Annotated in this window: 21 protein-coding genes and 1 riboswitch; of the genes, 16 read left to right on the plus strand and 5 right to left on the minus strand. The window is 41.0% G+C overall.

The window, feature by feature from the left end; all coding sequences use genetic code 11:
* The 11 genes from IIB39_08445 to IIB39_08495 all read left to right on the plus strand — a co-directional run.
* Nucleotides 1–1,023, plus strand: a 1,023-nt coding sequence (locus IIB39_08445) for a response regulator (GenBank protein MCH8928728.1), incomplete at its 5' end; no start/stop codon positions are given.
* 225 nt (nucleotides 1,024–1,248) lie between these two features.
* The gene (gene selD / locus IIB39_08450) at nucleotides 1,249–2,211 is read left to right on the plus strand and encodes a selenide, water dikinase SelD (protein ID MCH8928729.1); all 963 of its coding nucleotides are present in this window, start codon (nucleotides 1,249–1,251) and stop codon (nucleotides 2,209–2,211) included.
* A 22-nt stretch (nucleotides 2,212–2,233) separates the two neighbouring features.
* On the plus strand, nucleotides 2,234–3,031 hold the full coding sequence (locus IIB39_08455) for a TPM domain-containing protein (protein MCH8928730.1): 798 nt from the start codon (nucleotides 2,234–2,236) through the stop codon (nucleotides 3,029–3,031).
* Nucleotides 3,032–3,050: 19 nt separating this feature from the next.
* Nucleotides 3,051–3,779 (plus strand): hypothetical protein, encoded by a 729-nt coding sequence (locus IIB39_08460; protein MCH8928731.1) that lies wholly within the window; start codon nucleotides 3,051–3,053, stop codon nucleotides 3,777–3,779.
* Between the two features lie 27 nt (nucleotides 3,780–3,806).
* Nucleotides 3,807–4,367, plus strand: coding sequence for a LemA family protein (locus IIB39_08465; GenBank protein MCH8928732.1), 561 nt, complete (start codon nucleotides 3,807–3,809; stop codon nucleotides 4,365–4,367).
* Nucleotides 4,368–4,427: 60 nt separating this feature from the next.
* Nucleotides 4,428–5,492, plus strand: coding sequence for a site-2 protease family protein (locus IIB39_08470; protein ID MCH8928733.1), 1,065 nt, complete (start codon nucleotides 4,428–4,430; stop codon nucleotides 5,490–5,492).
* A 92-nt stretch (nucleotides 5,493–5,584) separates the two neighbouring features.
* A riboswitch (FMN riboswitch) is annotated at nucleotides 5,585–5,728 on the plus strand.
* A 54-nt stretch (nucleotides 5,729–5,782) separates the two neighbouring features.
* Nucleotides 5,783–6,868, plus strand: a complete 1,086-nt coding sequence (gene ribD, locus IIB39_08475) for a bifunctional diaminohydroxyphosphoribosylaminopyrimidine deaminase/5-amino-6-(5-phosphoribosylamino)uracil reductase RibD (GenBank protein MCH8928734.1) — start codon at nucleotides 5,783–5,785, stop codon at nucleotides 6,866–6,868.
* 2 nt (nucleotides 6,869–6,870) lie between these two features.
* Nucleotides 6,871–7,509, plus strand: a complete 639-nt coding sequence (locus IIB39_08480) for a riboflavin synthase (protein MCH8928735.1) — start codon at nucleotides 6,871–6,873, stop codon at nucleotides 7,507–7,509.
* Between the two features lie 23 nt (nucleotides 7,510–7,532).
* Nucleotides 7,533–8,750, plus strand: coding sequence for a bifunctional 3,4-dihydroxy-2-butanone-4-phosphate synthase/GTP cyclohydrolase II (locus IIB39_08485; GenBank protein ID MCH8928736.1), 1,218 nt, complete (start codon nucleotides 7,533–7,535; stop codon nucleotides 8,748–8,750).
* A gap of 4 nt (nucleotides 8,751–8,754) precedes the next feature.
* Nucleotides 8,755–9,222, plus strand: a complete 468-nt coding sequence (locus IIB39_08490; GenBank protein MCH8928737.1) for a 6,7-dimethyl-8-ribityllumazine synthase — start codon at nucleotides 8,755–8,757, stop codon at nucleotides 9,220–9,222.
* 10 nt (nucleotides 9,223–9,232) lie between these two features.
* The gene (locus IIB39_08495; GenBank protein ID MCH8928738.1) at nucleotides 9,233–11,596 is read left to right on the plus strand and encodes a hypothetical protein; all 2,364 of its coding nucleotides are present in this window, start codon (nucleotides 9,233–9,235) and stop codon (nucleotides 11,594–11,596) included.
* Nucleotides 11,597–11,599: 3 nt separating this feature from the next.
* On the opposite strand, the gene add is transcribed toward IIB39_08495, so the two are convergent.
* From add to IIB39_08510, 3 genes are all read right to left on the minus strand, one after another.
* The gene (gene add / locus IIB39_08500; protein ID MCH8928739.1) at nucleotides 11,600–12,646 is read right to left on the minus strand and encodes an adenosine deaminase; all 1,047 of its coding nucleotides are present in this window, start codon (nucleotides 12,644–12,646) and stop codon (nucleotides 11,600–11,602) included.
* On the minus strand, nucleotides 12,636–13,202 hold the full coding sequence (locus IIB39_08505) for a DUF84 family protein (GenBank protein ID MCH8928740.1): 567 nt from the start codon (nucleotides 13,200–13,202) through the stop codon (nucleotides 12,636–12,638). Before IIB39_08505 ends, add begins: the two co-directional genes overlap by 11 nt.
* An 85-nt stretch (nucleotides 13,203–13,287) precedes the next feature.
* Nucleotides 13,288–15,267 carry an oligopeptide transporter, OPT family gene (locus IIB39_08510; protein ID MCH8928741.1) on the minus strand — a complete coding sequence of 660 codons (1,980 nt, stop codon included), beginning with the start codon at nucleotides 15,265–15,267 and terminating at the stop codon, nucleotides 13,288–13,290.
* 435 nt (nucleotides 15,268–15,702) lie between these two features.
* Here IIB39_08510 and IIB39_08515 point away from each other — a divergent pair, with 435 nt between their 5' ends.
* Nucleotides 15,703–15,912 (plus strand): hypothetical protein, encoded by a 210-nt coding sequence (locus tag IIB39_08515; GenBank protein MCH8928742.1) that lies wholly within the window; start codon nucleotides 15,703–15,705, stop codon nucleotides 15,910–15,912.
* Between the two features lie 98 nt (nucleotides 15,913–16,010).
* On the opposite strand, the gene IIB39_08520 is transcribed toward IIB39_08515, so the two are convergent.
* A complete protein-coding gene (locus IIB39_08520; GenBank protein ID MCH8928743.1) occupies nucleotides 16,011–17,594 on the minus strand; it encodes a tetratricopeptide repeat protein in 1,584 nt (527 codons plus the stop codon).
* Nucleotides 17,595–17,827: 233 nt separating this feature from the next.
* On the opposite strand from IIB39_08520, the gene IIB39_08525 reads away from it, so the two are divergent.
* The 4 genes from IIB39_08525 (at nucleotide 17,828) to IIB39_08540 (ending at nucleotide 23,065) form a co-directional block, all read left to right on the plus strand.
* Nucleotides 17,828–19,516, plus strand: coding sequence for an endonuclease/exonuclease/phosphatase family protein (locus IIB39_08525; GenBank protein ID MCH8928744.1), 1,689 nt, complete (start codon nucleotides 17,828–17,830; stop codon nucleotides 19,514–19,516).
* Nucleotides 19,517–19,681: 165 nt separating this feature from the next.
* The gene (locus tag IIB39_08530; GenBank protein ID MCH8928745.1) at nucleotides 19,682–19,987 is read left to right on the plus strand and encodes a hypothetical protein; all 306 of its coding nucleotides are present in this window, start codon (nucleotides 19,682–19,684) and stop codon (nucleotides 19,985–19,987) included.
* Nucleotides 19,981–21,972 carry a hypothetical protein gene (locus IIB39_08535; protein ID MCH8928746.1) on the plus strand — a complete coding sequence of 664 codons (1,992 nt, stop codon included), beginning with the start codon at nucleotides 19,981–19,983 and terminating at the stop codon, nucleotides 21,970–21,972. The genes IIB39_08530 and IIB39_08535 overlap by 7 nt, the downstream gene beginning before the upstream one ends.
* Entirely contained in the window at nucleotides 21,962–23,065 is a 1,104-nt protein-coding gene (locus IIB39_08540; GenBank protein MCH8928747.1) for a T9SS type A sorting domain-containing protein, read from the plus strand. Before IIB39_08535 ends, IIB39_08540 begins: the two co-directional genes overlap by 11 nt.
* A gap of 9 nt (nucleotides 23,066–23,074) precedes the next feature.
* Here the strand turns inward: IIB39_08540 and IIB39_08545 are convergent, their stop codons facing one another.
* Nucleotides 23,075–23,455, minus strand: a complete 381-nt coding sequence (locus tag IIB39_08545; protein MCH8928748.1) for a hypothetical protein — start codon at nucleotides 23,453–23,455, stop codon at nucleotides 23,075–23,077.
* Nucleotides 23,456–23,470: the final 15 nt, after the last annotated feature.

The raw sequence follows: 23,470 nt of genomic DNA on the forward strand, positions 1-23,470 counted from the left end.
AAGGAAAAAGAACGGCTATCACGAAATCTCGGTTATAGGGTAAAAGAACTTTCTTGTTTGCAGGCGGTTGGAGAAATAATAGAGAATGAAACTTCACTTAGTAGGTTATTAAGCAAGGTATCGAAAATCGTTCCCTCCGGAATGCGATTTCCCAAAAAAGCTTGGGTGAAATTACTGTTTGATAAAGATGAATACGTTTCTAACGCGTCTAATGTAAACGAAGAATCTGTGACAGGCAGCGATATTATCGTCTCCGGAGTTATTAGGGGAGTTCTGCAAGTGGGATATTTTGATTCTACCAAAATACTTGACGAAGAGATGGAGATGTGTCACAATATAACTCATCGGATTGGATTAGTTGTGGAGCGGAATGAACTTAGAGAGGACCTTTTAAAGAAAGAAAAGCTGGAAGCAGTTCAAAAGCTTGCAGCGGCAGTGGCGCATGAATTTAATCAGCCGTTGCAATCACTTCAACTTATATCAGCATTAGCTTCAGAAGGAGAAGTATCGGCAAAGAGCTACAGCGGTCGCATTCCCGAGGAAGTATCTAAAATATCTTCATTGGTAAATAAATTATTAAATATCACAGCTGTAGAAACAAAAGCTTATGCTGCCGGCAGAGAAATTATTGATTTGGACATATCAGGTATGAATAGAAAGACAGCTGATAATAAAGTGCTCATAGTAGATGACGAAGAATCGATTTTACAACTTATGTCAAAAATTATTGAACGGTCAGGGCATACGGTAGATTGCGCCTTAACAGGGGAAGAAGCTCTAAAATTGGTCAATAAAAACAGATACGGATTAGTTATAAGCGATATATCATTACCCGGAATAAGCGGAGTAGATTTATTTCAAGCAGTTTCAAAAAATCATGAAAGCATTGCTTTTATATTTATGTCGGGATATGCTATTGATGAGATTGATGAAGCTGTAATTAATAAATCGGCTGGATTTCTCGCCAAGCCTTTCGATATTACTCAAGTAATTAAAACCATCGATAATATTTTCACAAATTAGCTCATCACAAAATTTTAAATATCACATTTCGTACCGATAATCAGATGACCTTGAAGGTCATCAATTATGATTCCCTTTCATCTTGACATCTCAAGTGAATGTAGCTAAATTGATTTTGGAAATTATTTTATTAGGAGCTAAAAAATCGTTGAAAGAGTAAAGATAACTAAGTTTTCGACTTCAGGCGGCTGAGCTTGTAAGCTAAGTCCGGAGGACTTACGAGAATTGGTTTTTGATCTGCCGACAGGATCAAACGAAAATCTTATGGTGGGTTTTAAGAGCTATGAGGATGCGGCTGTATATCGTCTTTCAGATGAGATTGCATTGGTTCAGACGGCAGATTATATAACTCCGATGACAGACGATCCACATCTGTTCGGGCAGCTAGCTGCGGCGAATGCTTTGAGCGATATCTATGCAATGGGAGCAAAACCCATTACAGCTCTCAATCTTTGTAATTTCCCGGACAAAGGTATTCCAAATTCTATATTCAAAGAGATACTTGAAGGAGGCGCTCAAAAGGTTTTAGAAGCAGGCGCGGTGATTGCAGGCGGACACTCCATCAAAGATAATGAGTTGAAATATGGATTGTCAGTTTCGGGAACCATTCATCCGGATAAAATCGTGCTGAACTCGGGCGGAAAAATCGGCGATCTGCTTATTCTGACTAAACCCATTGGAACAGGAGCTCTATTTAATGCGGTTAAAAACGAGGCAATTGATTCTCAGTGGCTTGATGCTGCAATAAGGAGAAACTCCGTATTAAACAAAAATGCTTCCGAAGCAATGATTAAACACGGTGCAAACGCATGCACCGACGTCACTGGTTTTGGACTTTTAGGACATCTATATGAAATGTTGTCTAAATTGGAATTGACCGCCGAAATAACTTCATCCGGTATTCCGTATTTTGAAAAGGCTTTCGAAGCTGCGGAAAAAGGCTTTAGACCGGGAATGTCAAACTCTAATATGCACTCACTGAGGTCCACTGTGAAATTTGATTCAGCGGTATCGGAAGCGGATAAATGGTTGCTGGTAGATCCTCAAACTTCTGGCGGATTGATGATTTTTATTGAGGAAGAAAAGGCGGAAGCGTTACTGAACGAAATTAAATCAGACGATTCTCCTGAAGCAGCGGTCATAGGCATATTGACTGAACAGACCGATACAAAGATTTTAGTAAAGTAATAATAGATATTACAGGAAAACGATGATAAGATTTAGATATGGTATATTGGTGTTACTTCTTTCACTGTTTAATACAACAGAATTAGTATACCCACAAAATTTTCCTGACCCTGTGGGTTTTATCAACGATTTTGCCGGTGTTATTTCTCCCCGAACCGAAAGAGCTATGGAAAGTCTCGCGCAGGAATTAAAACAAAAGACCGGGAGCGAGGTAGTCGTTGTAACTATCAAATCCATTGGTGATATGGAATATACGGATTATGCCGTGCGGCTTTTCGAAAAGTGGGGGATTGGCGAAAAAGGCAAAGACAACGGCGTACTGATATTTAATGCCGTGACCGAAAGAAAAATAAGAATTGAAGTAGGATATGGACTTGAAGGGATAATTCCTGATGGATTAGCAGGCGAAATAAGAGACCGATATTTGATACCCCATCTTCGCAAGAATGATTTTGATACAGGATTGGCAAACGGATTGGCAGCTGTGGCTTCTATTATTGCTCAAGATGCGGGTGTAAAACTATCCGGTGGAATTGCTGCACGTCCAGCGAGAGGTCGTTCTCAAAACCGTGGACGCGGTGGTATAAATATATTTCAACTTATGATTATCTTTTTTGTATTATCCAGTTTGTTCGGAAAACGAAGAAAAGGTGGAAGAGGAGGCGGGAGAGGCGGTCTTCTCGGTTCCCTGTTTCTTTTAAGTATGCTTGGCGGTGGCAGGGGATATAGTTCCGGCGGTTTCGGAGGATTTGGAGGAGGCGGTTTCGGAGGATTTGGAGGAGGTATGGGTGGCGGTGGTGGAGCAGGCGGCAGTTATTAAATTAATGGAGTATTAAAAAATGGTAAACAAAACCTCTAATGTTGAGGGTCTGTTTGAGGATTTTAAAAATCAAATAAAATCTATTTTCGGCGCAGAACTCTTATCAATTTATCTATACGGCAGCGCTGCGAGAGATGAATATATTCAAGGTAAATCAGACATAAACTTTCTGGTTATTATCCAATCGGACGGCTTAACGAATTTATCGGAAGTTTGGGAATATTTGCCACGATTACGGAAACTCGGAATAGCCACTCCATTGGTTTTGACACGTTCATACGTGGATTCTTCTCTGGACACTTTTCCTCTTGAATTCTTAAATATGATGGAAGCGAATTCTCTTATTTACGGGGAAGCTGTTCTCGAGGAATTGGAGATAAATAATGACCATCTTCGTTTACAGATTGAACGAGAATTAAAATCGAAACTGCTGAGTTTAAGGCAGGGATATATGGAAACTTTGGGGAGTAGAGACGGATTAGAAAATCTTATCTCAATCTCTCTGACGGCGTTCACCGCAATTTTCAGGGGTACGCTTTATATCAAAAATGTTGATACCGATAAGGGTGACTCACTAAAAGTTTTTAAGCTCATTGAAGATACCTTTAAATTGCGCAAGGGAGTATTCAAAGATCTGTATGATGTTAAAATGGAAGTGAGTAAAATGAATACCGCAGAGTTGATTTCGTTAACTGAAGAATATATGGAAGCCGTCAGGACTATTTTTAAGAGAGTAGATGAACTATAGATTAACTTATATTATGTGGAGAGAGATATGAAAAAATGGATAATTATTGGGGTGGTAGTAATAGTATTACTAATGACGTATTCGTCAATAAAAGGAACATTTAACAGCTTAGTAGCTGGAGAAGAGCTGATAACGAACTCATGGGCGCAGGTTGAAAATGTTCTTCAAAGAAGATTCGATCTCATACCGAATTTAATCGCAACCGTTAAGGGCTATGCCGCTCATGAAGAGGAGGTCTTAACTGCTGTCACAGAAGCAAGGGCAAGGGTTGGCGGAGCCCGATCTCCATCTGAATTAATCGAATCAAATAACGGATTATCAGGCGCTCTCTCACGACTGTTATTGGTAGTGGAAAATTATCCTAACTTAAAGGCGGATCAGGGCTTCATACGTCTTCAAGATGAACTTGCGGGAACAGAAAACAGAATAGCGGTTGAGCGGAGAAGATATAACAACTCTGTTTTCAGCTACAATACAATGGTGAGGTCTTTCCCAAACAGAATTTACGCGTCTCTGTTCGGCTTTGAAACAGCAACGCCGTTTGAGGCCACTGAAGGAGCGGAAGTTGTGCCTAAAGTGGAGTTTTAGAAAACCCTGTTGATCTCTCCAACGAATAGTCAGGCATTGAATTTATAAGAGCGAATTAAATTGAACGACAACGAGAAAAACGAATACGGTCGTCAGATAGCTGATTTGCTTACAGAGCATCTGCTTATCAACGATATTGATACTTCTTCAAACACTATCGTCATTAAAGGAGTCATGTTTGAATATACAACCCTTGAAGATATGGCGAGAGCGCTGACAAGTCATGGAGTAAAAGGATCGATTACGACGAGAGGAAACGATGTTGAAATACGCGTAAAAGTTCATAGCGTTGAGTTTGCAGGAATTCCACTGATAAATTTATTCTTATTTATCGCTACAGTTATAACAACTACTTTGGCGGGCGCTATTATGGAAAGTGGAGAGTTTCCGTCTTCGCTGAACGAGATTATAAGGGGCGTACCTTTTTCAGCAACGCTTCTTTCCATCCTGCTTTTTCATGAATTCGGACATTACTTTGCTTCAAAAAGAAACAACGTTAAAGCTACGCTGCCGTATTTCATACCGGCGCCTCCTCTATTTATAATAGGAACATTCGGCGCGTTCATTAAAATGAAATCGCCCATCGTCAACAAGAAAAGTCTGATGGAAATTGGAGCTTCCGGGCCGATAGCGGGTTTTATTGTTGCAGTTCCAGCTCTTATATACGGACTAACGACAAGCCAGGTGCTTGAATCCGTTCCGGGTACCGGTATTCATTTGGGCGATTCGTTGCTTATGATGTTCTTGACCAACTTAATTCACCCCGCGGTGCCTGAAGGTTATGATATATACCTGAATTCAGTTGCCTTTGCGGGATGGATTGGATTATTTGTAACAGCATTAAACTTAATGCCGATTGGTCAATTGGACGGCGGACATATTACATACTCACTCTTTGGGAAAAAATCCGAAATAATATCCAAATGGGCGTTTGTGCCGCTGATACCACTTGGATATTATTCGTATAATTGGATTTTATGGGCAGCTCTTATATTTTTCTTCATAAAGCTCAAACATCCGCCTGTTGTGGACGAGGTTGCTCCATTGAAGCCGTTTCATAGAAAATTAGGTTATATATCTTTAGGAATATTTATTCTGACATTTACTCCTGTGCCATTCTCCTGATATAACTGTTATACTAATATTTTTATTTCTCCTGAATATTCGATAATAAACCTATTATAGGTTGACAATATTGGGTTTTCAGACTATTTTTGATATGCTTCCGGGGCGAGGTGGAATTCCTCACCGGCGGTGATTCCTGAAAAGGAAAGCCCGCGACTCCTTTGGAATTAGTCTGAAGGACTGAGCAAGTGAAAATCTTGAGCCGACGGTCAGAGTCCGGATGGTAGGAAGCGAATTATCCGAATAGTTACGATTCGGAACGCCTCGGTAAGCTTTATCGAGGTTTTTTATTGGATGATGATAAAAAAATGATGAGTTATGCTCTTTCAGTAGCTGAGAAAGGGTTGTTATGGACTTCGCCAAATCCTATGGTGGGTGCGATAATCGTCGCAAACGGTAAAATAATATCTGAAGGCTACCATGAAAAGTATGGGGAAGCTCACGCTGAAATCAATGCGTTTAAAAATCTGGATAAATTGCCGGAAGATGCGGCGATGTATGTAACCTTAGAACCGTGTTCAATTCAAGGGAAAACGCCTCCCTGTACCGAAGCAATCTTAGAAAAAGGAATAAAAAAAATCTATGCCGCAATGGAAGACCCTAATCCTAAAGTTAGCGGGTCAGGCATTGATATATTAAGCAAGGCGGGGATAGACATCAGAGTTGGATTGATGGAGGGTAAGGCGAAGAAGTTAAATGAAAGATATATAAAATATATCACCGAGGGAGTACCGTGGGTTACTCTGAAAGCCGCACAAACATTAGATGGTAGGATCGCAGACATAAATGGTAACTCTAAGTGGATAACTTCGGAAGCGTCTCGTAAAGAGGTTCACAGGCTGCGGGCAAGTCACGATGCCGTATTGGTTGGAGCCGGAACAATCGTTAAAGATAATCCAAGATTGGACGTAAGGTATGTAAACGGAAAACAGCCTGTTAAAGTCATTATCGATGAAAATCTTGATAGCGATGTAGATTCAAATGTGTACAACGATAAAGATGGCAAAACTATTATTTTCACCGCCGTGGATAAGAATAATGATAAAGCAGCTGTCTTCGCCGGTAAAGGAATTGAAATTATTACGTTTGATAAATCAGCAGGTCTGGACATTGAATGGTTGTTGTCAGAGTTAGGCGCCAAAGGAATATCATCCCTGCTGGTTGAGGGAGGATCAAAAATATTCTCTTCCTTTTTAAATTCAGGTAAAGTTGACAGATACATAATATTTATCAATTCGAGTTTTATGGGAAGCGGCATTGAGACATTCCAAAGCGAAGGTTTTCCGATTGAAGAAAGATTAAAATTATCAGATCTGTCTGTTGAGGTATTAGGAGAGGATATTATGTTACAGGGAATTCCCCGGGTGATGGAGTAATTATGTTTACCGGATTGGTAGAAGAGATGGGAATTATTACCGAGAATAAAGATGCGGGTGACGGAAAACGTATTCGAATCAGCTGCGAAAAAGTACTTGATGACCTTAACGTTAAAGAAAGTATTTCTGTGAATGGAGTTTGTCTTACCGTAGTAGATAAGTCTGATATATATTTTGATGTTGACGTAGTTAGTGAGACTTTAAAGCGTTCAAACATAGGAGATATAAAGGTAGGAGATAAAGTAAATCTTGAACGTTCGTTATTGCTCACTGACCGGCTTGGCGGCCATATTGTTCAGGGGCATATTGACGGTACGGCTCGAATCAGATCGCATATCAAAGGAGCCAACGGTTCAACTCTCACAATTGAATTGGCGGAAAACCTGAGAGAGTTTGTAGTGGAAAAAGGCTCAATAACATTGGACGGAATTAGTTTAACCGTTGCTGAACTCCGGAAGGAACAGCTGAGTGTTGCTCTTATACCGCTTACCCTTGAAACCACTACGCTCGGTAATAGAGAAAAAGGAGATGTCCTTAATGTTGAAGTGGATATTCTTGGAAAATATGTAAAAAATATGTTGAGCAGTTCTTCGGAAGATAACATTCTGACTTTTGACGGACTGAAAGATTGGGGCTATTAATCCTGCGGAAATAATAGGGGAGTATGTTGGAAACATTTAATGATATCAGTGAGGCCATTGACGCGTATAAAAACGGTGAGATGATAATCGTTGTGGATGATGAAGACAGGGAGAACGAGGGGGATCTTATCATGGCCGCAGAAAAGGTCAGTTCTGAGGATGTAAATTTTATGTCTAAAGAGGCCCGTGGGTTGATATGCGTTGCATTGACTGAAGAACGAGCAGATAAACTTAATATAAATTTAATGGTACGGGATAACACTGCGTTGCACGAAACGAGGTTTACGGTATCTGTAGATGCAATAACCGGAACCACTACCGGAATATCTACTCACGACAGAGCGCTCACGATAAAAGCTTTGATAAATAAAGATACTTCTCCTGACGAATTGGCGCGTCCCGGACATATATTTCCCATTTTAGGAGCCGAAGGCGGCGTACTAAGAAGAGCCGGTCATACAGAGGCTTCGATAGATATGGCAAAACTTGCCGGATTATCCCATGCAGGGGTTTTATGCGAAATAATGGATGACGACGGGACAATGGCCAAGCTTCCCAGACTTGTTGAATTATCTAAACGATATAACTTAAAATTAATCACTGTTCGCGATATTATAGAATATCGGAGGAAAAACGAAAAACTCGTTGAATTAGTTGAGAAAGTTAATATGCCTACGGGAAACGGAAGTTTTATCCTATACCTCTATGAAAATATCCTAAGCAAGGAAACTCACGTTGCGCTTGTTAAAGGTGAAATTTCAGATAAAGAACCGGTGCTTGTAAGAGTGCATTCGGAATGTCTCACCGGAGACGCGCTCGGCTCGCTTCGATGCGACTGCGGTGACCAGCTTAGCGCTGCAATGAAAATGATCGAAGATGAAGGTAAGGGAATTTTACTGTATATGCGGCAGGAAGGGAGAGGAATCGGACTTAAAAATAAAATCCTCGCCTATCAGCAGCAAGATCTCGGTTTAGATACCGTTGAAGCAAATGAGGTTCTTGGATTAAAGCCGGACCTTAGAAATTACGGCATCGGAGCGCAAATTCTTGTTGATTTAGGGGTACGAAAAATGAAACTGATGACCAATAATCCTAAAAAGGTAGTGGGTTTAGATGCTTACGGACTGGAAATCAGTGAACGCGTACCAATCGAAATTGAACCTCATGCTGATAATAAAAAATATCTTGAGACGAAAAGAGATAAGCTTGGGCATCTGATATTAAAAAGGACAGGAGATTAAATAAATGTATAACCTGATTGAAGGAGACCTTTCAGCGAGGGGAATGAAGTTTGCCATATTGGTCAGCAGGTTCAATTCTATGATTTCCAAACAGCTTCTCGAAGGCGCTATAGATTGCCTTAATCGGCATGGAGCGGCTGATAATTCAGCGGATGTATATTGGGTTCCGGGCAGCCGTGAAATTCCGGCAGTTGCGAAGAAATTAGTTGATAAGGGAACATATGACGGAATTATATGTCTTGGGGCGGTTATCAGGGGTGCTACATCTCATTTTGATTATGTCGCTCAGGAAGTCTCACGGGGAGTATCAGAACTCGCGTACAATTCAAATATTCCTGTAATTTTCGGCGTTCTGACAACGGATAATGTCGAGCAAGCCCTTGAAAGAGCAGGAACGAAAATGGGGAACAAAGGTTGGGACGCAGCGTTAGCAGCAATAGAGATGCGAAATCTATTCAAAAAGATAAACTGATACATCTTCTTTGACTAAAAATATTCTAATTCTATTCCTCACATTCTTCTTAACAATTAATCTAGCTCAAGCTCAAAGTAATATTAGAATTGGCGAGTGGCGTGTCGAATCAAGTAAATTACTTGTACAGGATATGGCGTCTTTTGGTGATAAAGTTTATGCGGCAACCACCGGCGGGCTTATAATTTATGCGCCGGAGAAAACTGAGACAATAACTATCTTAGACGGGCTTTCTTCGCTTGATATCAACAGTATGGTTGTTGACAGCAGAGGAACCATTATACTCGGGATGAACTCTCCCATTGGTAATCTTGATTTTTATTCTCCCGAAGACGGTTTTACTTATACAATTAATGAAAATCTAAGCGGGATAACTTCGTTAGCGGTATCAGGAGATTCGATTTTCGCAGGATTTTTTGCGGCTGATCAAATCGGTATGTTGCTCTTGACCTATGATAATGCATCAGGAAGATATAACTTTAAGGATTCGTTTAAGAACTTTCCCGCAGGATTATCTTTCTCTGCGATAACCGCAATCTCAATTATAAACGATTCGATTTACGTCGGAACAGACGGAGGATTAGTTTCGGCATCACTTCGCGGTGACAACCTGAAGGATCCGGCAAGTTGGATACGGCTGAAGCTTAATACGGGAAGTGTAGAAAACATTCGAGCAGTCAGTTTGGTTGCCGGAGTGCTGACTGTCGCGCCTGATAGAGGAGTTTATCGTCGTGAAGGGAATAATTGGGTATTAGAAGATTCATTGACCACTAATACACTACTTGTTAATTCCTTTTTTGAATCTCCTGCCGGATTTTTTCTGGCTTCAAACCGAGGTATTTTTGAAAGGAAAGACGGCATTGGGTGGCGACGACTCACAAACGAATCAAGACATACAAAAGCATTAACAAAGAGTTCTGATGGCACATTATGGGTTGGGTTTTTGAATGAAGGAGTGGCAAGATTTGATAATACTTTATCTCGATTCGTATCTGAGGCGTTAAACTCACCATTTAATAACACAATAACATCGATGTCCATGGGAATTGATTCAGTTCTTTGGACAGGGAGTAACAAGGGATTCAATTCCCTTTCCGATAGGGGATGGAAAAGTTTCTTATCTTCTCGTGATGGCAATACGCATCTGAATTTTTATAGTGATGTTGACCGACAGTTATATCTGGCGGATACATTATTGATCCCTCTTTCTACTGTCGAGATAGCCTTTGCGGCAAGCAATGGATTAGTTTATTTAGGATATGGCGGTTCAGGAATGCTGGAATTTGATCCGAAGTCACCCGAAGATTTTATTGTTTTTGATTCGACGGACGGAATATTGGCGGGTTCTGAAGGTCATGGAGGAGATTCAAGATTTGTGGTGTTGGGTGATATCGCTGAAGATGCAGGCGGTAATCTCTGGTTGGCAAACGCATTCGCGGAAACAGACAGACATCTAATTGCTTTTGACCCAGAAAGGAACCTTCACTATTTTAGCACTGATGAAGGATTATTAAACGGTGTTCTTCGAGCAATTTCAATTGACAGCAGAGGACTTATCTGGCTGGGTTTTCAAGCAGATCCGGAGACCTTTTTACCTCAAGGAGGATTACAGGTGCTTGACTATGCAGGTACGCTTGCGGACCGTTCTGATGACATCTGGCTGAATATTACTAAATCAGATGGTCTTGAGAGCAATGTTGTAAACGATATTGCAGTTGATAATGACGATGTAGTTTGGATAGCCGTTGTGGGAGGTGTACATAGACTTGTCATTCCTTTTGAATTATCGAAAGCAAACTTGAGAGCGAGTCTTTCAGGCATAATCCCTATCGTATCTGACCATAATGTTCAAAGAATCGAAGTGGACAGCCGCAATAATAAATGGTTCGCCACCGAGACAGGTGGTGTGAAAGTATTGCTCACTGACAACACGTGGCTGAACGGAAATGAGGGTTTTACCACTAATAACAGTCCTTTACTTTCCGATAATATTACGTCTATTGAATTCGATCCTTCGAATGGCGATGTGTTTATTGCAACGCTTAAAGGAATTTCGATATTGAGAACACAATTTGCGGATCCCTTAGAAAGTCTATCAAATGTAAGAACTTATCCAAGCCCATTTATAATTCCCGCCACGAACGAGATGGTCATTGATAATCTCGCCGATGGAGCAAGCATAAAAATTCTCGATATTAATGGTGATTTAGTCAGAGAGTTGACAGCCGGCACCGGAGAAATAAAGGGACGTCAAGGATTCTGGGACGGCAGAGATGATGAAAATAGATTAGTAGCAAGTGGGATATATTTAGCGTTTGTATTCACTAATACAGAATTAAAAGCGACAGCTAAGATAGCCGTTGTGAGGCGTTAAAAACTAAAACTTAGCCAGTTCGTCAACAACTTCTCTAACAAGTTTTTTCTTTTCATTATAGGGAATAAAAGCGCTTTTAAATCCGTAAATTATTATCTCTTTAAAATCATCCATATCAAATCCGTAGTACTTATTTGCAATCATAAATTCTTTTGATACAGTAGTGTCTGAAACCAGGAGATTGTCTGTGTTTATGGTGACTCTCAATCCGAGTTCGTAATACGTTTTGATAGGATGCGATTCGAAACTGGAAACGCTCCCTGTCTGGACATTAGAACTGATACACATTTCAAGAGGAATTCTGTGATCGTTTATGTAGTTCAATAGATCTCCATCCTCACGCGTTCGAGTTCCATGTCCAATTCTGTGAGCTCCGCAGTAATGAATCGCCTGATGAATACTCTCAGGGCCGTATGCCTCTCCGGCATGAATAGTCAGATTCAGGTTATTGTTCAAAGTAAGATAGAATGCAGCCATATGGTCTTTTGCAGGATAATTTTCTTCTTGTCCGGCGAGATCAAATCCGACAACACCTCTATTTTTAAATGCTACGGCAAGCTCAGCAAGGATGAGAGAAGTGTCTCCGCCAATACTTCTGATACCACATACAATAATACCTGTAATAATTCCATATTTTAATTCTGCTCTACGTAATCCCGTTTTGGTGGCTTCGATTGTTTCTATCAGCGTAAGTCCCTGTTCAATATTCAATACAGGTGAAAACCGGACCTCCAACAGTCTTACGCCGTCGTTCCATTGATCTTCAGCCAATTCAAATGCTACTCTTTCTATAGCGGATGCAGTTTGCATCACACTCAGAGTCAGGTCGAATACTTTTAGATAATCAGCGAGACTTTTATTTTTCCTTCGTCCTGCTTTTAAAATATCAGTTAAATCATCTACGTTATCCGCCGGAAGCTTCACTCCCTGCTCTTGTGCAAGTTCTAAAACTGTTTCTACCCTGAGAGAGCCGTCAAGGTGGCAATGTAAATCTGTTTTAGGCAGCGCTTTTAAAACATCTTCTGTTATTTTCAGGTTACTACGATTCATATAAATCCTTATTGTAAAATGGCGCAAAAGCTGAAATCAACGCATATTGGAAACTTAACTTCCGCGTAATATTATCATTTGTTAAAACTCCGAACACACCCTGATTGCTTCTAACGTCGGAGATGTTCGAATATCTGTCGATTGCAATTCCAAGGCTTTCCTTGTTTTCATAAATAGATCTGGCAAGCCTTTCCGGCACACTAAGATTTGGTGAGGAGCCAACGTGAAAATCTGTTCCGTTATATACTACTGCCCATCCCTGAATAAAAGTGACTTTTCTTCCCTCAATAATATTTTGATGAAATCCACCCTCCATACCAATATAATAATCAGCTTTTTCATCCAAATTATCCATCTCATTTTTCAATGTGTAGACTCTATTCATTGCTCCTTTTATAATCTCCTCCTCGGAGATTGGAGTTTCGCTCACTCCTGATTCAATACTTTTTGCAACCATACTCCAGCTATCCACACCTAATTCGCCGGCAATGATATTCATTGCCTCGTTTAAAGCATCCAATTTCGGTTTTCTCTCAGTTGCGCACGCAACGATCATTTATACCTCTAAATTCATATAGCAACGCCCGGTACAGCGATTTTTAAGCGCCCGGGCGATGATTACGGTTTATATTAATATTTTATTACGATTCATCTTTACCACGGGATACTTTGTACAGAAAGTAAACAACAAGTCCAACGGCAACAATACCCGGTAACGCAATCGGGTTAGAAATTAAGGAGAAAACATCGCCGTCTTGATACACAACAATCGGAATTGCCATAAGAATTCCTACAAGCGCTTCTCCGGTTATAAGTCCGGAGGCAAAAAGAATGCCGTTACCCAGATTATCTTCTTTCTTCTCTTCGATCTTTTCACGTTCGCTTTCCGGGGCAGTTTCAATCTTTTTATTGAGATGCTTTGCCGCGGCATAAGCTACCAATCCACCAATGAAAATTGCTGAAGAAAGTTCAAGAGGAAGGTATATGCCTACAGCGACAGCAAGAACAGGAGTTCTGAATTCGGAACCTTTTTTCTCTAAGTATTTATCCAATATAATTATCCCGACTGCAATTACTCCGCCGATATAAATAAGATTCATCGGCAAGCCGCCTTGAAATACACCTTTTGCCACGCTCGCCATTAAAGTTGACTGAGGCGCGATAAGAGGGTTGGGGTGAGCCGCAGTGGCAATACCAATACCATACGCATCAAGCAACAGATTAAGAACGGGAGCCATAACAAATGCTGCTGCAATTACTCCGACTCCTTCCATCACCTGCTGTTTCCACGGCGTCGCTCCCAACAGCTGACCTGCTTTCAAATCCTGAAGCACATCACCACCGATTGCCGCTGCGCAGGCTACTACAGAACCGATTAAGATTGCGGCCGCGGGACCGACTGCGCTGTCAGTACCCATAAGAACAGCTAACAGTGCGGCGCTTGTTAGAATCGTGGCGATGGTAACCCCTGAAATCGGGTTATTCGAACTACCGACAAGTCCTGCCATATATGCCGCAACAGCCGAGAAGAGAAAACCTGCGATTATCATAAGTACAGCCATAATTCCTGATATAAATAGATTTCCTACCAATACGAAGTAAAGTATAAATAGAGGTACTACGGAAACCAAAATAGCGATCATAACCCATTTCATCGGTATATCCCTCTCAAGGCGGGAAATAGCAGAATCAGTTCCATTTTTGTCACCGTGAAAGGCTTGCATTCCACTGCGAATGCCCTGAGATAATGGTTTTCTCAGGTTGATCAATGCCCAAAGTCCGCCCACAACCATTGAGCCGACTCCGAGAAAACGAATTTTAGTACTCCATATTGTCCCTGCCGCGTCAACAGCCTCGCCAACCGGAATACCGTTAACCCAAACGTATATCGGGATAGCGATTAACCATGACATAACACCCCCGGCAAATACCAGAGTAGCGATGTTGAGACCAATGATGTAACCTACAGAAATTAATGCCGGTGAAAGATTTACACCGAAGTAAGCTATGGTACCCATAACATATCGAGCGGACTCCCAGGTAGCGCTCCAAAGGTGAAGCCCTGTTTCGGAAAATTTTATTGCCGCACCGGCAAGACTTGACCAAACTAAATACTTGATTCTGGAACCGCCTCTATCACCCGTTTTTAATATTTCAGCGGTGGCGATACCTTCAGGGTAAAGTAATTTAGCTTCTACTATCAGTGCCCGGCGAAGCGGAATAGTGAATAGCACGCCAATCATACCTCCGAGTCCTGCAATCAGAGTCGTCTGCCAATAATTAAATTCTGTCCAATAATTCAGCATTACCAGAGCCGGTATTGTAAATATTACTCCGGCTGCCACAGATTCGCCTGACGAAGCGGCAGTTTGCACAATATTGTTTTCAAGAATGTTTGAATTTTTAAAGAATCGAAGAACAGCCATTGATATTACCGCAGCAGGTATAGAAGCTGAAACTGTAAGCCCGGCAAACAAACCCAGATAAGCATTTGCTCCGGATAAGATTACAGCAAGAAGAATTCCGAGAATAACAGCTCTTACGGTTATTTCGGGGAGATTCGTACCTGCTGAAATGTAAGGAATAATCTTAACGCTGTTTGAATCAGTGTGTGAGGACATTCAATTCTCCGTATTAATAGTTAATATGCAGTCAGAAAACGCAGGAAAATATGTAGGGATATTTAAAGCGTAAACTGTGACAATTAGTAATAATAGCATAAATATTGGTGTAATTATAAACCTTTACCGATAATTTGTCAAGTGCAAAGGGTGTTTTAAATATTCCTGCATTCAGAATTCTAAATAAAATCAACAAATCGTTGTCTCAATGTGGCAACAAGCTACCGATAATATAATAATATAAAAAATGACACTGCTTGGGTGTTAATAGCGTAAGAGATTATTATTACAGCAGATACAGACAAATTCTTCGGTTCATTGGTATTTATGGCACATAATTTGCTCTTTACATTATAACGCTAATGCAGGAAATGGAAAGAAAATATTAAACTTTTCCTTTTCAAGTGCGTTAAATAAAGTAGAAGGAATATACAAATGGTAACAGCACTAAGACATAGAGATGAGAATTGGGAACTTGCGAGACAGCTGCATGAGACTGAAGCAGAGGTCTTAGAGTATCTTATCTGCGACGTTTGCGGGACTTACTGGAGTCCCGAGGCTGATGATTATCCTTGGTTGATGAATGATGATTACATTAGCTGCAGTTGCGGAAATCTGCTAAGCAAGAAGGGCGATTTAATCTAAAGTTGCAAAAACCGGGTTAAACCAGCTCAATTTTCTATCTGGCTGACACTGCTCAGTCGGCCTCGAAGTTCAAATAATCTGTTCTTACTAACATATGATCAACCCTTGCTAATTTTTTCTTTGAGTTTCGATATCTTTTTATTAACCTTTTTAACGTCTTTGTAGGAAGGATAATTCTTAACTATCTTCTGAAGCGTAATAACCGCTGCTGAAAGATTCTTCTGTTTTTTCTGCTGCAATTCAGCGGCTTTTAATAATAATTTAATTGCTCTGTCATCGCGAGGGTATTTCTCACTTACAGCCAAATAATCTCTTATAGCCGAACTTATGTCTTTCAACTTTTTTTCCGCTACATTTCCGGCCGCTTCCAATGCTTCGGCGCCTCTTGGATTAGTGGGATACTTATTGACTACAAGGTGGTAATAGGTTCGGGCTTTACTCGGATCCTTAATTTTATCTCTTAATATTTTAGCGGCATAAAAGATAACTTCAACTACATTTTCATCATCCGGATATTCATCAATAAAACGTTGGATTGTCCTAACAGATTCCGAATGCCTTTTGTTTTTTTCTGATTGTGTTTTCGCTGCGCTAAAAAGAGACATCGGGGCTATAGAATGGGTCGGATATTTGTCCACCACAGCTAGAAAATTTGTTACCGCTTTATGATGTTTTCCAAGCTTCTCGGTCTGAATAGTAGCTTGAAGATAAAGCGCGTCAGGGACTAATGGACTGTTAGGATAGCTAATGGCTACTTTTAAAGCCATAGTGGCAGATTCTTTTTTGTTATTTAATCGGACATGAAGATTTGCCGCCCAGAGGGCAACTTGAGCTTGTCTTTCGTCATGCGGTAAAATACTGTTAAAATATCTTACTTCATTCAGTGTCCATAAGTCCAATTTAGAAAGTTCAAGGTTGTATAACACCTGAATATAATCAAAGTATTTTGCCTGATATGATTTTTCCTGCAACGGGAGCGCGGCAATCCTGGTTAATTGATCTCGCTTTTGCTTGATCTTCTTATTGACTTTACCGGAAATTAAAGATACAAGACTCGATCTGGCGTTATCACCTTTAGCGGAAGAGGGATAGAGGTAAATAAATTTTATATATGATGCAATGCTCTCGTACTGCATCTTCTTACCCTGGTATAGATTGGCAAGCAATAATTGGATATCTTCCGTATGTCGTCCTGACCAGTATAATTTTGTGAAGTTATTCAGCTCGTAAATGATATCATCAAATAATTCCTTATCTTTCATTTTCGCAAACGATGTTAAAAAAGTATAGTAGTTATCAGCTGTAGGATTATCACTCGTTCGGGATGAAGCTGCTTCAGCAATATAGGAGGATTTCAATTCTTCACTCTTTTTTTCAAATTCTGTTGTCAGTTCAGCGCTGACTGCTGCCCGGAGAGAGTCCTGCGATATTTTAAACTGATCTGTTAAAGATTTTTGCAAGGAATCCAATTTCATTTTATTGGAAACATTAAGAGAATCTTCACGTTGGACATATATAGAGGTCAATTCGTTCCTGAGAGAATCAAGCATTGCTGATACTTTATTGTCCGAAATGCTAATTGAAACTGCCTCGGTTTGGAGTGAGTCTTCGGATTGACCAGATAAAATTGAAGGTATTAATACACTCATAAAAAGAATTGTGAAAAATATATCTTTTAACATTTTGTTCCCTTTTGATATACGGTGCATTTCCATAGGAAATAAATAACAGTTTCCAATTGCATTGAAATCAACAGCCGTATATGTTAAAAGATATATATATAAATATCAATGATTTAGAAGAGCTGTAAATTATTTTACAATCAAATTCCTTATGAATTTTATTATCCTAAATATTACTGCGCTGGTTTTACTGATACCATCTCCTCTCTGGAGTCAATCCGGGTTTAATTTTGATGGATGGCAAATTTTCAGATTGGGAGGGAATCGCCTTTGTGCATAATGATGTTGTAGGCGATGTCGCAGAAGGAAGTATTGATTTTGGCGGAATAAAGATAACCAATGATTTGAAATATATATATCTCTATATTGAACTTAATCAGGACGTAAACTTACAATCATCTCTAAATACCGATCTATATATAGACACTGACTTTGACGAATCAACCGGCTTGAGTATTGGCGGTATCGGCGCAGAGTTGAAATGGAATTTCGCAGCGAAGACCGGGATGTTTTATACCGATAGCGATAGTGTTTCTGTAACTCAATCGAATGTTGACCTATTTACGTTTCCGACGGTGAGCTCTGATACTTTCGAAATTGCATTTGGTTTGGATGTTAAACCGGATAATGTGAATGAACTTTTTCCAACATCGCAAATACGATTTATTCTTGCGGATATTGATAGCGGAGATGTTGCTCCGGATTTTGAAGGGGGTATCGGTTATCAGATGGAGCAGGTTATTGATGAAATGACAGCTCCTTTAGGGATACAAAAAACGGATTCAACTCATCTTAGGTTTCTCACATGGAATGTAAGGAGGGATGATCTGTTTAATCCTGATTTGTACGGTGAATATAATCGTGTCCTGAACGCAATAAAACCGGATATAATCTCATTTCAGGAGATATACGATCATAATTCTGATGAAATACATGATCTGATGGAAACCATTTTGCCCTCCAATGCGGGAGAAAGTTGGTTTACACAAATTGACCAAAATGATATCGCGTTGGCGAGCAGGTACGAAATCACCGGTAGCTGGTTGCCTAACAGTGGCAACAGAGCGTTCCTTGTAAATTTGTCTCCAACGTATGTGAAAGACATTCTTATTATCGGAGCTCACCCTCCTTGCTGCGCGAATGATGCGGAAAGGCAAAATGAAATGGACGGAATCATGGCGTTTCTAAGGGACGCTCGGCTGCGGAATGGAGAGGTTCAATTAGAAGAAAACACTCCGGTAATATTAGCGGGAGATCTAAATTTAGTAGGGGATAAGAGGCAACTTGAAACGCTGCTGACGGGAAATATATTAGACAACTCTACTTGGGGAACAGATTTTAATCCTGATTGGGACAACAGCGCGCTCGCAGACGCTATTCCTGTCCATACGAATCTTACTCATACTTTTACCTGGCAAAATGAAAATAGCCCGTTCAGCCCCGGTAGATTGGATTATATTATCTACACTGATAGTGTCCTCAAGATGGAAAAAACCTTTGTTCTCCGGACGGAAGAGATGAAATCTGATACCCTCAGTTTATATGGACTAATGTTGGATGACACTCGTTTTGCGTCCGACCATCTGCCTGTAGTGGCTGACTTCAGTCTTGAACTTGCAAGTGTAACAGAAGTTATAGATTCTCCACTGAATAGACCCGGGAGTTTCATATTAAATCAGAATTATCCGAACCCGTTTAATCCATTCACTACGATGGAATTTGAATTACAACAAAGTGGTTTTACGAATTTAGCTGTTTATAATATCCAAGGTCAAAAAGTTGCGACTCTAATTCAGGGGTATATTAATAAAGGTATTCACTCCGTTACCTGGAATGCCGCAGGCTCAGCTTCCGGTGTCTACTTCTCTATCCTGACCTCCGGCGAGCAAACTGAAATCCGGAAGATGCTATTACTAAAATAATCACTACGGTATTACGGCTTAAACCGAAACAAAATGTAAATTGAACGGGATAGCTGTAATAAGGGGGGAGACCGGATTGCAAGTGTCGTATATTTGTAGGAACAAAAAGTAGATTTATAGCGTAAGATAATAATAATTATAATACTTGACTGATTCTATTTATAAATGATTAAACGATATTCATATTTAGCTATTTTATTAACAATGGTTGGCTTTTGGGGACTTATTTCATTATTTGCCAAAGAACCGCCTAATAAGAGAAAATTTGTTTTAAGTAAAATAGCCGGAGAACCGAAGGCTACACTGTCAAACGTTAATAATATGTCAATGTGGATACAAGCCGATGGTGTATCTGCGAGGAATCCAATTATCAAAGTAGTTCTTTTAATGATAATAGATCAGGAGGGGTTTTCCCAAGAGGAACAGCGGGAGTTATCTTCGCCGACGCTATTCTCTGGGGTGGAATGGTAAATGACGGTCAGCTGCCGAGATTGAGGGTCGGAGGGAGTACATATCGCTCAGGTATGGTTGAGGGAGCTATTCTTGGTGAACAGACAGGAATCGCAGAAGATCCTGCCGCGTCAGATGTCAGAATATGGCGAGTAAGGAAAGATTGGGTCACAGCTGACTTATTGCAGGATGCTGCTGAATTTTTCAATTTAGACGCTTCTTCGGTCAGCGATGCTCAAATAGCCGAGGTAAGGGCACAGTACGGAACAGATTGGGATGAATGGCCGGCGGCAAAAGGCGCCCCTTTTTATGATAATAACAATGATGGATTGTATGATCCTTCTATAGACAGACCGGGATTAGCAGCTGCTGATCAGGTTATTTGGTTTGTAACGAACGATCTTGATACATCTATCGTTCGGGGATTCGTGGGGTCTCCGCCTATCGGATTGGAAAATCAGGTTACCATTTGGGCTTACGATAGGGATGGAACGCTTGGAGATATAATATTCCGTCGGAATCGGTTGATCTACAAAGGTAACGAGCTCACTCCTGAAAATGCCACAATCGACAGTATGTTCATATCTCAGTGGTGTGATGTAGAATTAGGCGATAGTGGAGACGATTGGGCAGGTTATGACAGCCTGACCAATACGGCGTATTTTTATAATAACAGCGATATAGATAATAAATTCATTGAATTTGGACTCGCTCCGCCATCTGTAGGGTACACTCTGGTCCAAGGACCTATTGTCCCATCTTTGGGGGAAGAAGCTATTAAGGGATTTAGTGTTCGTTCGAACTTCAAAAACCTGCATTTATCTTCGTTTGTAGTCAAAATGATTGGAACATCTATCTCCGACCCCTCAGCCTTTGGAAATTACAGCGCAACTCTTCAATTTTATGATTGGATGCAAGGCCTGCGACCTGATACAGGCGGCGATTATCTGAATCCGCTCACGAATCAACCAACACTTTTTCATCTCACTGGCGATCCAATCACAGGCACAGGTTGGATCGGCGGCCAACCATACTCTAACAGCGTTACGAGGATGATAATGAGTACGGGCCCGTTCAGTATGGCTATCGGTGACACTCAGGAAGTTATCATTGCCTTAGTTGGTGGAATAGGCGGAGGTCGATTTGAAAGTATAGTGGAAATGAAGAAAGCTGCGCGGTTAGCCATTTCGTTAGGACAAAACATGTTCAGCGAAATCCCGGAAGCGAATCTGAATATAAATCATCCTTCAGATTCCGAAGCGATGTTGAAATTGACAGTTGACGCGCATGGCACAGCCACCGAAGTGATAGTCGAAATATACAATTATGACAATGTCCTGCAAGAGACGTTGACTTTATTAGACGATGGGAACAGTGGCGAGGGCGTTGCCAACGACAGTATTTGGGGGGTCGAATGGCTCACAGACCAGAGAGTATTCGGTATGTACGCAAATGCTCTGATCGTATCTGGGACAGATACAACGCGTTGGGAACATATTCTTGATAATATAACCACGTTAGGACCTGTTGAGTGGGATGAGCTTATTATTGTGAGCGATAATATCAATGAGGACGGTATAATCAACTCAGGTGAAAAAGTTGTCTTCAACCCATCCATCAACAATGGAAGTTTTCTCAGCATTCTTGGAGATGTCACCATAGGAACATTTCTGTTCGATGAGTATGTGATTGCGCAAAATGCTCCCCAAAAAACTGAAGTAGAATCTATCCAATCAGGAATTACTCAATTAGGAGATACGTTCAGCAGATATTTCGTGCTGGCTGATGACACACCTGATGGGCATCTGCTTAAATTGAGGTTTTCAATAGTTGATAAAAACCACAATGTATGGGTATCGGAGTTAGAAGTACGTGTCAGTGAAATATCTTTTAGCACAGAGATCAGATCTGCTGAACATGCAGTGGGGACAGCAACCGGAACCAATAGGCTATCGGATAGCGGATCCTTCCGCGCTAACAAGCGAAACCTACGAAGTGACATTTAATAAAGTGGAGTCAGTTTTCTCTTTTAATTTACAGAATCTCACAACTTCCGCATTCTTGCTTACTTCGGAGCCAATTCCTGACGACATTTTCGGCAGCACTGTCCCGATCACGGAGGGATTCAAAGTATCAATTGAGGATATAACATTCGCAGTCCCAATATCATATTACAGTGCGGAGTTTACGTTTGATGCGGACAGTACAGACGGCGATCTAAGAATATGGACTGCTTTATTGGGATTTGCTATAACAGATTTATGGTTCGATTTTGGTTCGCCTGTTCCAGTACCTACAATAGATGCCACTCAGGTTGACCTGCAATTCAGATTTACCGGTGTAGCTCCGGATAATGACAGTCCCGTGACTTCAGGCGGATCGTTCTCCACTCAATGGGAACGGGCAGCATTTGGCGGAGACGGAACGGAAGCCAATGTGCAGCTGCGAATTCCATTTGAATTGTGGGACCTTGAAGGCAATGACGGCGCCGGAAGACAGATAGAGGTAGCCGTGATAAACAGAAACGCAGACGTTGCCTCTCCCTACGGAAATGATGTAGGGACAGCATCGACAGCACGCTGGCGTATGAGCGGTAGAGACTATATTATAGTCATCAACGAAGATTACGCAGATGACCCAAATAAACTTCGATCTATAGTAAATCAAAACACTACCTGGTTACTCTTTTTTCAGCAGGCCGGCGCATCGGTCTGGTCAACAGGCGACGAGTTTACTTTAAGATATGTTAATCCGATTCAAGCCGGAATAGATGTATATCATTTTCAAGTGCCTACTGAATTAGAAGTGCTGGGAATAGCGGAAACGTTCTTGCTTTCTCAGAACTATCCCAATCCGTTCAATCCGGAGACTACTATACGGTATTCATTGCCGGTACAAAGCGATGTGAAACTCCTGATATATAATCTGCTGGGTCAGGAGGTGTTCCGGTTTGAGATTGCGGGTCAGAAAATCGGAGAGTATGAAGTTGTCTGGAACGGTAAAAACCAAAGAGGCAACCCGCTCTCTTCAGGATTATATATCTATAAGTTTTCAGCAGGCGATTTTGTTCAAACGAAGAAAATGCTCCTACTGAAATAAAACTATGAGCTAATGTGTATGAACATCGCCGGGACCCCATTTGACGTCACGGGGTTCCACGCCGGGTAATACGCCTCTTCCCATTGCCCAAGATTGACCGCATGACCCGCAGACCGCCTCGCCTTCTTCAAGATGCGCCGCGCAAGTGCAATGCTTATCATTTATCAGGCACCAATTACAACTTGGTATTACGCAGCAGCGATACTCGCCTTTAGCTGCTAAGCCGGCTTTTGCAGCTTCAAGGTCTTTAAGTAAACTCGAATGCTGCAAATCAAAGGAAAGGGACGCGAATTGAACTTTGCTTGCCTCATCCGAGGGAGCTTCTGATTTTTGTTCGCTACATGACGCAAACGCTAAAACAGCTACCGCCAAAATAAAATATGCCTTCATTATATCTCCTTAGTA

The organism is Candidatus Neomarinimicrobiota bacterium, from assembly GCA_022573815.1.
Taxonomy (GTDB): domain Bacteria; phylum Fidelibacterota; class SORT01; order SORT01; family SORT01; genus JACZTG01.

Excerpts from the sequence above, each read along its gene's own strand:
- IIB39_08455 (MCH8928730.1), top strand. The coding sequence starts at position 2,234 with ATGATAAGATTTAGATATGGTATATTGGTGTTACTTCTTTCACTGTTT.
- IIB39_08525 (MCH8928744.1), top strand. The coding sequence starts at position 17,828 with ATGGATGGCAAATTTTCAGATTGGGAGGGAATCGCCTTTGTGCATAAT.
- IIB39_08490 (MCH8928737.1), top strand. The coding sequence starts at position 8,755 with ATGTATAACCTGATTGAAGGAGACCTTTCAGCGAGGGGAATGAAGTTT.
- IIB39_08480 (MCH8928735.1), top strand. The coding sequence starts at position 6,871 with ATGTTTACCGGATTGGTAGAAGAGATGGGAATTATTACCGAGAATAAA.
- IIB39_08505 (MCH8928740.1), bottom strand. The coding sequence starts at position 13,202 with ATGATCGTTGCGTGCGCAACTGAGAGAAAACCGAAATTGGATGCTTTA.
- IIB39_08465 (MCH8928732.1), top strand. The coding sequence starts at position 3,807 with ATGAAAAAATGGATAATTATTGGGGTGGTAGTAATAGTATTACTAATG.
- IIB39_08460 (MCH8928731.1), top strand. The coding sequence starts at position 3,051 with ATGGTAAACAAAACCTCTAATGTTGAGGGTCTGTTTGAGGATTTTAAA.
- IIB39_08545 (MCH8928748.1), bottom strand. The coding sequence starts at position 23,455 with ATGAAGGCATATTTTATTTTGGCGGTAGCTGTTTTAGCGTTTGCGTCA.
- IIB39_08485 (MCH8928736.1), top strand. The coding sequence starts at position 7,533 with ATGTTGGAAACATTTAATGATATCAGTGAGGCCATTGACGCGTATAAA.
- IIB39_08510 (MCH8928741.1), bottom strand. The coding sequence starts at position 15,267 with ATGTCCTCACACACTGATTCAAACAGCGTTAAGATTATTCCTTACATT.
- IIB39_08515 (MCH8928742.1), top strand. The coding sequence starts at position 15,703 with ATGGTAACAGCACTAAGACATAGAGATGAGAATTGGGAACTTGCGAGA.
- IIB39_08520 (MCH8928743.1), bottom strand. The coding sequence starts at position 17,594 with ATGTTAAAAGATATATTTTTCACAATTCTTTTTATGAGTGTATTAATA.
- IIB39_08535 (MCH8928746.1), top strand. The coding sequence starts at position 19,981 with ATGGTAAATGACGGTCAGCTGCCGAGATTGAGGGTCGGAGGGAGTACA.
- IIB39_08530 (MCH8928745.1), top strand. The coding sequence starts at position 19,682 with ATGATTAAACGATATTCATATTTAGCTATTTTATTAACAATGGTTGGC.
- add (MCH8928739.1), bottom strand. The coding sequence starts at position 12,646 with ATGAATCGTAGTAACCTGAAAATAACAGAAGATGTTTTAAAAGCGCTG.